General features: G+C 43.1%; 9 protein-coding genes and 1 pseudogene. 5 read left to right on the top strand and 5 right to left on the bottom strand.

Annotated elements, in window-relative coordinates; all coding sequences use genetic code 11:
• Positions 1 to 42: 42 nt before the first annotated feature.
• The 3 genes from QVD32_RS01800 to tgt all read right to left on the bottom strand — a co-directional run bounded on the left by QVD32_RS01800 (position 43) and on the right by tgt (position 2,859).
• Complete coding sequence (locus QVD32_RS01800; RefSeq protein ID WP_008860829.1) at positions 43 to 537, bottom strand: RNA polymerase sigma factor; 495 nt, start codon at positions 535 to 537, stop codon at positions 43 to 45.
• Positions 538 to 640: 103 nt separating this feature from the next.
• Complete coding sequence (locus QVD32_RS01805) at positions 641 to 1,717, bottom strand: LptF/LptG family permease (RefSeq protein ID WP_040295901.1); 1,077 nt, start codon at positions 1,715 to 1,717, stop codon at positions 641 to 643.
• Between the two features lie 11 nt (positions 1,718 to 1,728).
• On the bottom strand, positions 1,729 to 2,859 hold the full coding sequence (gene tgt, locus QVD32_RS01810; RefSeq protein WP_021892167.1) for a tRNA guanosine(34) transglycosylase Tgt: 1,131 nt from the start codon (positions 2,857 to 2,859) through the stop codon (positions 1,729 to 1,731).
• Between the two features lie 413 nt (positions 2,860 to 3,272).
• Between tgt and QVD32_RS01815 the strand changes: the two genes are divergently transcribed.
• Positions 3,273 to 4,094 carry a hypothetical protein gene (locus QVD32_RS01815; protein ID WP_021892166.1) on the top strand — a complete coding sequence of 274 codons (822 nt, stop codon included), beginning with the start codon at positions 3,273 to 3,275 and terminating at the stop codon, positions 4,092 to 4,094.
• Positions 4,095 to 4,348: 254 nt separating this feature from the next.
• Complete coding sequence (gene clpB / locus QVD32_RS01820) at positions 4,349 to 6,937, top strand: ATP-dependent chaperone ClpB (RefSeq protein ID WP_021892165.1); 2,589 nt, start codon at positions 4,349 to 4,351, stop codon at positions 6,935 to 6,937.
• An 80-nt stretch (positions 6,938 to 7,017) separates the two neighbouring features.
• Here the strand turns inward: clpB and QVD32_RS01825 are convergent, their stop codons facing one another.
• Complete coding sequence (locus QVD32_RS01825) at positions 7,018 to 7,476, bottom strand: DUF4890 domain-containing protein (protein WP_021892164.1); 459 nt, start codon at positions 7,474 to 7,476, stop codon at positions 7,018 to 7,020.
• A 141-nt stretch (positions 7,477 to 7,617) separates the two neighbouring features.
• Positions 7,618 to 9,246 (bottom strand): sialidase family protein, encoded by a 1,629-nt coding sequence (locus QVD32_RS01830; RefSeq protein WP_118687551.1) that lies wholly within the window; start codon positions 9,244 to 9,246, stop codon positions 7,618 to 7,620.
• Positions 9,247 to 9,411: 165 nt separating this feature from the next.
• On the opposite strand from QVD32_RS01830, the gene QVD32_RS01835 reads away from it, so the two are divergent.
• The 3 genes and pseudogenes from QVD32_RS01835 to QVD32_RS01845 form a co-directional block, all read left to right on the top strand.
• Positions 9,412 to 10,683, top strand: a complete 1,272-nt coding sequence (locus tag QVD32_RS01835) for a replication-associated recombination protein A (RefSeq protein ID WP_021892162.1) — start codon at positions 9,412 to 9,414, stop codon at positions 10,681 to 10,683.
• 153 nt (positions 10,684 to 10,836) lie between these two features.
• A complete protein-coding gene (gene serC, locus QVD32_RS01840; protein WP_021892161.1) occupies positions 10,837 to 11,904 on the top strand; it encodes a 3-phosphoserine/phosphohydroxythreonine transaminase in 1,068 nt (355 codons plus the stop codon).
• Positions 11,905 to 11,916: 12 nt separating this feature from the next.
• Positions 11,917 to 12,239 (top strand): annotated as a pseudogene (locus QVD32_RS01845) (3-phosphoglycerate dehydrogenase); the annotation flags it as partial.

Here is a 12,239-nt window from a genome sequence, read left to right on the forward strand (position 1 = left end):
GAGAATCCGGGGCTTTTTATCTTATTATCAACAAGCGATAAGTTATACCAACTGCTTCTTATATGTTCTCAATTCTTGCTTAATTCGATATATTCTCACCTTCACCGTCCCCAAAGGCATTTGTAAACGGTCGGCTATTTCGTCATAACGATATCCTTGCAAGTATAAACCAAAAAGGATACGATTATCAATAGACAACAAATCCATAATACGTTGAACATCGATTGTAGAAAAAGAATCTTCACCTTCTATTCCACCTTGCATATCATCGGTATCCGGTATCTCAAAATCGGTAGGAAGAGATTCTTGCCGAGACGAATGGCGACGACAATTCAAGAAAAGATTACGCATAATAGTATATAACCAACTTTTAATACTTCCGGAATCATCATACATCGCTTTATTGCTCAACGCTTTAAGCGATGTTTCTTGCAATAGGTCTTTCGCCTCGTCTTCATTATGAGTCAGACTTTTGGCAAAGCCTAACAGAGCATTTTGCAGTTTTACCACATGCTGCTCAAAATCTTCTTGAATCATTATTATATCTGAAAATTAAAAAATAATTTAGTAAAGATAAGGATTAATTTTTATAATAAAAAATTTAAACTGCCTTTCTTTACTAATACGCTCGAAAGCGAGGTTACTTAGGAGCCTTCTTATATAGCACGATCGCTATTACCGTATAGATGATATTGGGTATCCACATCGCCAACATAGGTGAAGTAGCCCCCGATACCGCAAAGGTAGAGGTCACAGTCGAGAATAATATATATGAGAAACTTAACAGCAAACCTATACCGATATTGATACCCATACCCCCTTTTACCTTCCGGGAAGACAACGACATACCGATAGCTGTCAAGATAAATGCCGCGGCAGCCATAGCGAAACGCCGCTCATATTCTATCTCAAAATTTTTTATATTGGCGACCCCTCTCTCTTTTTGACGGATAATATAACGCCGTAGTTCGGGAGTAGTCATCACTTCGCTATCGTTCTGCGAAATCAAGAAATCCGAAGGTTCTATGGGTACAATCGTATCGAGCGTCGACCCTTTTATCAATTCCTCCCGCATACCGTTGAAATTACGAATCACATAATTGTTAACCCGCCAGTGATAAGCCGAATCGTAATGAATGGTTTGAGCAGTCAATCGGGATTGAAGAACTTTCTTGTCGAACTTCTCCAAAGAAAAACGATAGCCGGTTTTGTTACTATTGTCATAGCGCGATATATAGGCTATTACCCCCGGCTCTACCTGCAACTGAATATTACTGGCATAATCTACCCGCTTATTTTTGACATACGTATTCATATACTCGATACGAGTCACATTGGCCGGTGGTATTACATAGCAACTCAAATAGAGATTCAATGCAGCGATAATGGCTGCCGAAACCATATAAGGCACAAACAATCGCTTGAAACTGATACCGCTCGACAACATGGCTATAACCTCGGAGTTGTCGGCCAGCTTGGAGGTAAAAAATATAACAGCGATAAAAGTAAACAGAGGACTAAACAGATTGGCAAAATAGGGAAGAAAATTGAAAAAATAGTCGAATATCGTCGCCGACAAAGGTGCTTTCAAAAATGAATCCAATTTCTCGTTAATATCGAACATGACCGTAATAGCGAGAATCAAAGCTATCGCGAAAAAGTAAGTTCCCAAGAACTTCTTGATAATATAGATATCTATTTTTTTCAATATCTTCATCTCGTCCCTCTTTACAATCGTGTAGTCACCCGGCATATCATCTCGTCTTTCCACGACTTAAATGTACCGGCTAAAATTTGACAACGTGCCTCCTGAGTAAGCCAAACATAAAATGCCAGATTATGTATCGAGGCTATCTGCATGGCCAGTATTTCTTCACTAATGAATAAATGGCGCAAATAGGCTTTACTGTAACATGTATCGACATAAGAAGTTCCCTCCGGGTCAAGAGGAGAAAAATCATCGGCCCACTTTTTATTCCGCATATTCATGATACCGTTACGGGTAAACAGCATACCATTACGCCCATTGCGAGTAGGCATCACACAGTCGAACATATCGACACCCCGCTCTATACCTTCCAATATATTGGCCGGTGTCCCCACCCCCATTAGATAACGTGGTTTATCCTGAGGCAAGACCTCGTTGACAACCTCTATCATCTCATACATTTTTTCCGTAGGTTCACCCACCGCCAATCCGCCGATGGCATTACCGTCAGCTCCCAAATCGGCGACATGCTTCGCGGCCTCTATACGCAAATCGGGATAGACACAGCCTTGTACAATCGGGAAAAAAGTTTGCTTATAACCATACAAACCCTCCGTTTCGCAAAAGTGTTTCCACCCCCGGTCGAGCCAACGGCGTGTCAAGGCCAATGATTTCTTGGCATAGTCGTAATCGGCATCGCCCGGAGTACACTCGTCGAGCGCCATCATAATATCCGCTCCGATAATACGTTGGGTATCTACCACATTTTCGGGAGTAAAAAGATGTTTCGAGCCATCAATATGCGAACGAAAGTGAGCCCCCTCTTCTGTCAGTTTCCGACGGTCGGACAAAGAAAAAACCTGAAACCCCCCACTATCGGTAAGAATAGGACGTTCCCAACCGTTAAACCGGTGCAGTCCACCGGCCTGACGCAATATATCCAATCCCGGACGTAAATACAGATGATAGGTATTCCCCAAGATTATTTGTGCCTTAATATCGTCCCTCAACTCGCGCTGATGCACGGCCTTGACCGAGGCCACCGTTCCCACAGGCATAAATATAGGGGTCTGTATCTTCCCATGATCGGTCGTTATCACTCCGGCCCTAGCATGGGTACACTCATCGGTATGTACCAGTTCAAAATCCATTGTCCGTCCTTTTTACTCGAAAAAATAACACAAATGAAAAAACAGAAAAACTGATTGACAACATCTGCTCGAAAAAACTCAAAACAGTTTCTTTACTTTATTCGGGAACAAAGATAATGCAAGGCGAATATAGAACAAAATTTATTTTAGCTCTGTTGGGTCATGCCTGTCTTGGACTGTCGTCAAAAAAATGCGAACTGCTGTCAGAAGCAAATGATGGACAAAATCAAATAAACTTGATTTTCACTAAAAACGACAAGACACACCGATAAACATAAAAAACATTAAAAAGAATTACTTCGATATCTTTATCCTACGGAGTATTTACAAATACGTTTATATAATATTATATCGGTTAATTTCTTTTTAAACATCGAGTAGTTTATCAAATAGAAGATATATTTGCAGCTGTTATGCTGACGCCTCGAACGATAATAGTTTTTTTATGTTGGACATGCGGGCTGTCTTTTTTCTGCCACACCGCATATGCCCAATCTTCCACGCCTCCTCCCATGCGGCCGGGCAATGGGTCGGAATTGGAAATAAAAGGAGGTGAATTGTCGTGGCCCCGTACCGAACAGCTACCCTCTTCTACACCCAACGATCGGTTCATGCAGAAAAAGCTGAACGAGCACCTCGAATCTGCATCTTTAAACATCATGCGTCCCTCAACCATGTTTCCCGAAAATCCATCGGAATTCATGTTAAACGTAATTTTACTGCACGCAGTGAAAGACAGCATAGCCAGCCTTCACGACGAAACAATCGCGCGAATGGTCGATATGTTTGTATTACGTAACTTGTTACGGCCTCTCTCCAATGACAAACCCGCTCCTGTCAACAGCTGGTCGATGAGTGCACCCAACACCATGCCTTTCGGTATAGGCGTCTCTTATGTGGGACTCCTCGACCCTGTCGAAATATACCGTAACTGGCAACGCAAGAAAAGGGCCCTACGCACCAAAATGGTTTTAATGACCCTTTTCGGGAACACTACCCGCCCGCTCACCAAACATGAGACTGATTCAATAAAACGAAGCATCGAATGGAAACGTAATGTCCCGGTAAGTACGATTGCCAATCCCGTTCAGATATCCACCTTACTGAAAAACGATACCATCGTCGAACCTTCCAAGCCGAAATTTACAGCACCGCTCTTTGGAAAAGAGCGTCCCCAAATGGCTATCGATACCATCTCCGCAGCATCTTCACCGAAAATAAACGAGACCCGATAGCCTCTGTTCCTTCGAACTTTCTATGCTGCATCCGTGTTGTAAAAAATAAACAAGTCATTTTGTCAGAAACAAAAAGAATTATAAATGAACTTCTTATAGATCCGAACCTTTCCAACGTATCGGAAATATAGACATTATGTCATATTAACAAATTGATTTTCAGACAATATTTCATTAAAACACGGCTGGCATTTCTTTTGACTATATCCCAATGTAAAAACAAAAAAAGATAAAATAGAAAGGAGAATAAATATATGAATTTCGACAATTTCACAATCAAATCGCAGGAGGCTATCCAAAAGGCTGTGGAGATTGTTCGTAATCACAACGAACAATCCATAGAACCGGTACACCTTCTAAAAGGTATCTTGCAAGTAGGCGAAAGCCTCACCTCATACCTTTTTCAAAAATTGGGAGTCAACGCAGGGTTGCTAAACAACCAAGTCGACAGAGAAATAGAATCGCTTCCGAAAGTGAACGGAGGTGAGCCCTATCTGAGTCGGGAAGCTAACGATGCCCTACAAAAAGCAATCGACTATTCCAATAAACTCGGAGACCAGTTCGTAGCATTGGAAGCCATGCTCATGGGATTATTCCTCGTGAAAAGTCCGGCCTCTGCATTCATGAAAGATGCAGGCATAACCGAAAAAGAACTGGGCGCAGCTATCGACGAATTGCGAAAAGGGAAGAAAGTAACCGCAGCTTCGGCCGAAGACACCTACAATGCATTGAGCAAATATGCAATCAATTTGAACGAACGTGCCCGTAACGGGAAACTCGACCCTGTTATCGGACGAGACGAAGAAATCAGACGAGTATTACAAATTCTGAGTCGCCGAACCAAAAACAATCCTATCTTGATAGGTGAACCGGGTACAGGTAAAACAGCCATAGCCGAAGGACTAGCGCATCGTATCGTACGCGGAGACGTTCCCGAGAACCTAAAAAGCAAACAAATCTTTTCTCTCGACATGGGAGCTTTGGTTGCCGGAGCCAAATACAAAGGAGAATTTGAAGAAAGGTTGAAATCGGTAGTCAACGAAGTCATTCAAAGCGAGGGAGAAATTATCCTCTTTATCGACGAGATACACACGTTGGTGGGAGCCGGTAAAGGCGACGGAGCAATGGATGCTGCCAATATTCTGAAACCGGCTTTGGCAAGAGGAGAATTGAGGTCTATCGGCGCTACCACGCTCGACGAATATCAAAAATATTTTGAAAAGGACAAAGCTCTCGAACGTAGGTTCCAAATCGTCATGGTCGACGAACCCGACGAAATGAGCTCTATCTCAATTTTGAGAGGTCTGAAAGAGCGGTATGAAAATCACCATAAAGTGAGGATTAAAGACGATGCTATCATAGCAGCCGTACAATTATCCGAACGATATATAACAGACCGATTCCTACCCGATAAAGCCATAGACTTGATGGACGAAGCGGCAGCAAAACTGCGCATAGAAGTAGATTCGGTTCCCGAGGCTTTGGACGAAATATCCCGACGAATCAAACAATTGGAAATCGAACGCGAAGCTATCAAACGTGAAAACGATACCGAAAAGCTGCAACAGTTAGCCAAAGAAATTGCCGACCTGAAAGAAGAGGAAACTAAATTCAGAGCCAAATGGCAATCGGAAAAAGAACTGGTTAACCGCATACAGCAAAACAAAATCGACATCGAGAACTTACGTTTCGAAGCCGATAAAGCCGAACGAGAGGGCGATTATGGTAAAGTAGCCGAAATACGGTATGCCAAGATCAAACAAAAAGAAGACGAAATCCATGCCACGCAACAAAAGCTACACGAGTTGCAAGGTGACAAAGCTATGATTAAGGAAGAAGTCGATGCCGAGGACATCGCCGATGTCGTATCTCGCTGGACGGGCATTCCGGTAAACAAAATGATGCAAAGCGAAAAAGACAAACTGCTCCACCTCGAAGAGGAACTGCACAAACGAGTTGTAGGTCAAAACGAGGCCATCACTGCCATTGCCGATGCTGTTCGTCGGAGTCGTGCCGGATTGAATGATCCTCGTAGGCCTATCGGGTCGTTCATCTTCCTCGGTACGACCGGTGTGGGTAAAACCGAGTTAGCGAAAGCTCTTGCCGAATATCTGTTTGACGACGAGAACATGATGACTCGTATCGACATGAGTGAATATCAAGAGAAATTCAGTGCCACTCGTCTCATCGGTTCCCCTCCGGGATATGTTGGATACGATGAAGGCGGTCAACTGACCGAAGCGATCAGGCGTAAACCTTATTCGGTAGTTTTGTTCGACGAAATAGAAAAGGCTCACCCCGACATCTTCAACATTCTGTTGCAGGTACTCGATGACGGACGATTGACCGATAACAAAGGCCGATTGGTTAATTTCAAAAACACCATTATCATCATGACTTCGAATATGGGTTCCGCCTTGATACGCGAAAATTTTGAAAAGATGACTCCTGCCAACAAAACCGAAGTCATCGAAAAAACAAAAGAAGCGGTCTTGAATATGTTGAAACAAACCATACGTCCCGAATTTCTCAACCGTATAGACGAAACGATTATGTTCACCCCGTTGAGCGAGAAAGAAATCGAAGAGATTGTGTCGTTACAAATCGACAACATCAAAAAGATGTTGGAGAAAAACGGTGTCACCCTCGAAATTACACCCAAAGCTCTGGGCTTGATTGCAGCCGAAGGCTACGACCCTGAGTTTGGAGCACGTCCGGTAAAACGAGTGATACACCGGCTTATCTTGAACCAGTTGTCGAAAGACCTGCTGGCTCAGAAAGTAGACCGATCGAAGCCTATCATAGTCGATACCGAAAATGACCAAATCGTATTTCGTAACTGAAACGAGATAAAAAGCAAAGGCTGCTATGCATTGCATAGCAGCCTTTCTTTCCTACCGAAAACCTATTTATTCACTGTTCTTTATTTTTCTACATTCTTTTCACTCCACGGCAAGGGATTAAGACGCCCCTGCTTCATATCTTTCCCCATAAATGGAGCCCTAAATCTTTCACGCCAAGAATCGCGGGCTGCTCGTTTTTCCAATCGTGCCACTTTCTGTTCCAAATACTGAATATACTGATCTTTGGTCAGAATAGATTTAAATGTGGAATCCCGACGAACCTTAGCCGCTTTCATCGATTCTCGATTCGATTTCTCAAATTCCTTCTTTTTCTCTCGAATCGCTTTTACTTCCGTATCGAACGTCTTATCGGCTTCTTTTAATTGAGAAAGCTGTTTTTCGCTAAGATTCAAATCTTTCACCATTTGTTCACAAGGGAATTCACATTTCTCTCTCCGTTCGTTCTTTTCTTTATTACCGGCAAATGAACTCATCGATAAAACGAGAACAAGAGCGAACGATACTATTGCCTTTTTCATAAATTTTCTCCTTTCATTAAAAAGTTTTCTTCAATTTATTTATTCGCGAATCTGTTTATAAGACTCTGTTTTTGTCCAAAGGTTTAACCACACTTTCTGCGGAATGTTTAAATTTAGCACTTTTAACAAAATGGAGAATTGTTACTCCCGAATTAAGTCTTTCAACTTAATAGCTTGGAAAGTCATGTGAGCCACGCTACTCTCATATAAAATACCCACTGTCTCACGATCGATCATGGTCAGACAGGTATACCCCCACCCCTCATCTTCGTCCAACATCACTTGATTTTCTGGCAACCACGTCAGGCCTTTATCTAAACTGGCTTTAATCGTAATATGGTTGCGCCCCTTCTTCGTGTTGGGATTCGAGAAAAGAAGGATATCCCTACCCAATACATTATCTTCGGCACGAACATGAATCAGACTCGCCATACACACAGGTTCTTGCAAAGCTTTTCGGGACGACTCATGCTCGGTCCATGTTTTTCCCAAATCCTCGGTTATGGCTACGGCTCGGCTTCCACCCAGGTTATCCCGCATATTCAACATCAACACCCCCGGCTCTATCTCCACGACCTGAGCCTCTGTCGTATTTGTCCGTGCCAGATTATGTATATTCCAAGTTTTACCCCGGTCCTTACTATACATAATACCAGCATTCGGAATACGAGTCGAATCTATGAACTGAATGGGAAATACCAACGTGCCGGCCTGCATGGTAATACCTCGTCCCGGCCCTTGAAGTAGGAAATACCAAGAAGGATCTTTCACCTGCCCGGTTATATCAATCGGCTTCGACCAAGTTTTGCCGTCATCGGTACTCTTCGTCATCACGAGTTGAGCCGTATAGCTCTTTTCCATTCCCGGCTGTGAACTCCACCATGCCCGTTGATTCCCCATACCGTGTGTCCACGCCGCGACAATCCACACTGTATTTGTCTTTGTATCAACCAAGATAGAAGGGTCTCCTACCCCATTTTGGGCAGCCGGCAAGCCTCCGGTCTCTCCGAAAGAAAGCGGCAATCTCATTTTCTCCCATGTTCTCCCGCCATCGGTACTACGGCTCAATCCAACATCTACATGTTCTTGCAGATCCACGCTACTGTTATAACGCACATCGTACACACCCAACAATGTACCTTTATTCGTAGTGACCAATCCGGGAATACGAAACGCCGAAACACCGTCGTTACCAGCATGACGAACGCCTACTCCCATGCGGTGTACAATACCGTCGGGCGACATTTTTTTACAAACAGCCTCTTTCCCGTCTATTGTCACAGAACTCAAATCTGCCGTCACCTTAGATAAAAGAGATGTACCGGGTTTCACCTGCAAACTCACCCAAAAGAAATTAACTCCCGGAAATAATTTGTAATTACATTTCAAAACCACCGACTCAGACACATTCGATTCCTCGGCACATTTTATCGAATAAGAAGGATATGCCGACAATGTCTTACCGGGACTGAAACTCGAAATATAACTAACCGGAGCAAATCGATTCTTATCTTCCTCTTGACGGGCTTCTGTTCCACCATAATAGAGCTTCACAGATTGAATATCGTCGAGATTTTTACACCTCGACAAATCTACTGTTACTCCATCAAGCATTCGGCTGTCTCGTGCATCGAATCGAAGATAAAATAATAGATTATCCTGCCGTTCTATCAAAATGGGGACTTGTGCCTCTTTTATAAAAACCGTATCCGAAGCTCTTACTACCGACCAATATCCAATTAACAAGAAAAAAAGAAAAAGTCTCTTCATGACATATCTAATTAAATTTGCGGAATAAAGATAACAGTTTTTTACTTATTACTCCAAAAACCAGCCGATTTTCATACTTCTCATAAACGGCTCTATCTTTCCGTTTCTTTCCTTGCAAAAACGGTCCAAAACAAGTATATTTGTATCAACAGAAACAAGTAATTTATGTTACAACCTCTGGCAGAAAGACTAAGGCCCAAAAACTTAGACGAATACATCGGACAGGAACATCTGGTAGGACCGGGAGCCGTACTGCGGCGTATGATCGATGGGGGAAAAATTTCGTCTTTCATTCTTTGGGGGCCTCCGGGTGTTGGAAAAACAACTCTGGCCCACATCATATCGCAACAATTACAAGCACCGTTCTTCACATTGAGTGCCGTACAATCCGGCGTAAAAGAAGTTCGCGAAGTAATAGACCGATGCAAAGCCAATATTTTTTCCAAAGTACGTCCCATATTGTTTATCGATGAAATCCACCGGTTCAGTAAATCACAGCAAGACTCTCTCCTCGGCGCGGTCGAATACGGTACGGTGACGCTCATCGGAGCAACGACCGAGAATCCCTCTTTCGAAGTAATACGCCCCTTGCTCTCCCGTTGTCAGGTATATGTCCTCAAATCACTCGAAGTAAAGCACTTGCAGCTACTGCTCGACAGAGCTATACATTCCGATACTTATCTGAAAGAACGCGATATAGAAGTAAAAGAGACCGATGCTCTATTTCGTTATTCAGGAGGGGATGCCCGAAAGCTGCTAAATATCATCGATCTCGTATCCCAAGCGGTCGGAGAGAACGAAAAAATAATCATCGACGATGCGATTGTAACGGAACGGTTACAACAAAATCCTGCCGCCTACGACAAAAACGGCGAAATGCACTACGATATCATATCGGCATTTATCAAATCCATACGTGGCAGCGATCCGGATGCCGCAATCTATTGGCTTGCCCGCATGGTCGAAGGAGGTGAAGACCCCGCTTTCATCGCACGACGATTGGTTATATTGGCTTCCGAAGATGTAGGACTGGCAAACCCCAATGCCTTGCTTTTAGCCAACGCTTGCTTCGATGCTGTACAAAATATAGGGTGGCCGGAGAGCCGCATTATCATGGCCGAAACGACAATCTATCTGGCTAGTTCACCCAAAAGCAATTCGGCCTACATGGCGATAAATCAAGCACTGGAAACGGTAAAAGCAACAGGAAACCTTCCTGTTCCGTTACATCTTAGGAATGCACCGACACAATTGATGAAAGAGTTGGAGTATGGAAAAAATTACAAATATGCACACGATTATACGGGTAACTTCGTCAATCAGCAATATTTACCAAACGAGTTGAAAGACAATAATTGGTGGAAGCCTCAGGATAACGTTGCGGAGAACAAGCTGAAAGATCATCTAAACAAGCTATGGAAAGACCGATACAAATAATCTGTCGAAATGCTATCTCGGGCTAACAAATAGCCGTCATTTTGTAAATTTTTGTAACAAAATATTTCAAAGCACAGAAAAACTAAGAAAAAAAGAATTACTTTTGTAATCTATCAAAACCAAATTATACCAAACTACTAAACAAAGATCGTTATGAAGAAGCACAATTTCTATGCAGGCCCTTCTATTCTGAGCGAATACACCATTAAAAACACAGCGGATGCCGTTCTTAATTTCGCAGATACAGGTCTGTCTCTGTTGGAAATTTCACATCGTAGCAAAGAATTTACAGCGGTTATCGAAGAAGCTAAAACCCTAGTAAAAGAGTTGCTCGAAGTCCCTGCCGGATATGATGTCCTATTTTTAGGTGGAGGGGCCAGCATGCAATTCTGTATGGTTCCATATAATTTGTTGAACCGTAAAGCTGCTTACCTCGAAACCGGAACATGGGCTGTAAATGCAATCAAAGAAGCTAAATTGTTCGGAGAAGTAGATGTCGTCGCTTCTTCGAAAGAAGCCAACTTCTCTTATATCCCCAAAGGATATACTGTCCCCGATGATGTTGATTATTTCCACTTTACCTCCAACAACACGATATACGGAACAGAAATGCGATTTGACCCAGACGTAAATGTACCTCTTGTAGCCGATATGTCTTCCGATATTTTCTCCCGACCTATCGACGTTTCCAAATATAACGTCATCTACGCCGGAGCTCAAAAAAATTTAGCCCCTGCCGGAGTTACTATCGTGATTGTCAAAGAAGATGCTCTCGGACATGTAGACCGGGCTATCCCCACCATGCTCGACTATCGTACCCACATCAAAAAAGGGTCGATGTTCAATACGCCTCCTTGTCTCCCCATCTACTCGGCATTGCAGACCTTGAAATATTATAAGGAGATGGGTGGTATCAAAGAGATGGAAAAACGTGATTTGGAAAAAGCAGCAATCCTCTACGATGCTATCGATTCCAGTAAAATTTTCGTCGGAACAGCAGCTCACGAAGATCGCTCCATCATGAATGTCTGCTTCGTTATGAAAGAAGAATACAAAGACCTCGAAAGTGAATTTATCGAATTTGCTTCCTCTCAAGGCATGGTGGGTATTAAAGGACACCGTTCGGTAGGTGGATTCAGAGCTTCCATTTATAATGCTATGCCTAAATCGAGTGTCGAAGCCCTCGTAGCTACCATGAAAGAATTTGAGAAGAAACACTAATATAGAAAAGCCATGAAAGTATTAGTTGCTACTGAAAAGCCGTTTGCCGCTGTTGCAGTAAATGGAATCAAAGAAGTTCTCGACAACGCAGGTGTCGAAATGGTTCTTTTGGAAAAATACCCCGATAAGGCCGCTCTACTAAAAGCAGTCGAAGATGTTGACGGCCTCATCGTGCGCAGCGACATCGTCGATGCCGAAGTTTTTGACGCTGCCCCAAAATTAAAAATCGTAGTACGTGCCGGAGCGGGTTATGACAATATCGACCTCAACGCGGCTACGACCAAAGGAGTATGTGTAATGAACACCCCCGGACAAAACTCCAACGCTGTGGCCGA

This window comes from Barnesiella sp., assembly GCF_022723415.1.
Taxonomy (GTDB): domain Bacteria; phylum Bacteroidota; class Bacteroidia; order Bacteroidales; family Barnesiellaceae; genus Barnesiella; species Barnesiella intestinihominis.

Bases quoted from the DNA above. Each gene is read 5' to 3' on its own strand.
- QVD32_RS01830 (WP_118687551.1), bottom strand. From the start codon at position 9,246: ATGAAGAGACTTTTTCTTTTTTTCTTGTTAATTGGATATTGGTCGGTA.
- QVD32_RS01815 (WP_021892166.1), top strand. From the start codon at position 3,273: ATGCTGACGCCTCGAACGATAATAGTTTTTTTATGTTGGACATGCGGG.
- QVD32_RS01800 (WP_008860829.1), bottom strand. From the start codon at position 537: ATGATTCAAGAAGATTTTGAGCAGCATGTGGTAAAACTGCAAAATGCT.
- tgt (WP_021892167.1), bottom strand. From the start codon at position 2,859: ATGGATTTTGAACTGGTACATACCGATGAGTGTACCCATGCTAGGGCC.
- serC (WP_021892161.1), top strand. From the start codon at position 10,837: ATGAAGAAGCACAATTTCTATGCAGGCCCTTCTATTCTGAGCGAATAC.
- QVD32_RS01835 (WP_021892162.1), top strand. From the start codon at position 9,412: ATGTTACAACCTCTGGCAGAAAGACTAAGGCCCAAAAACTTAGACGAA.
- QVD32_RS01805 (WP_040295901.1), bottom strand. From the start codon at position 1,717: ATGAAGATATTGAAAAAAATAGATATCTATATTATCAAGAAGTTCTTG.
- QVD32_RS01825 (WP_021892164.1), bottom strand. From the start codon at position 7,476: ATGAAAAAGGCAATAGTATCGTTCGCTCTTGTTCTCGTTTTATCGATG.
- clpB (WP_021892165.1), top strand. From the start codon at position 4,349: ATGAATTTCGACAATTTCACAATCAAATCGCAGGAGGCTATCCAAAAG.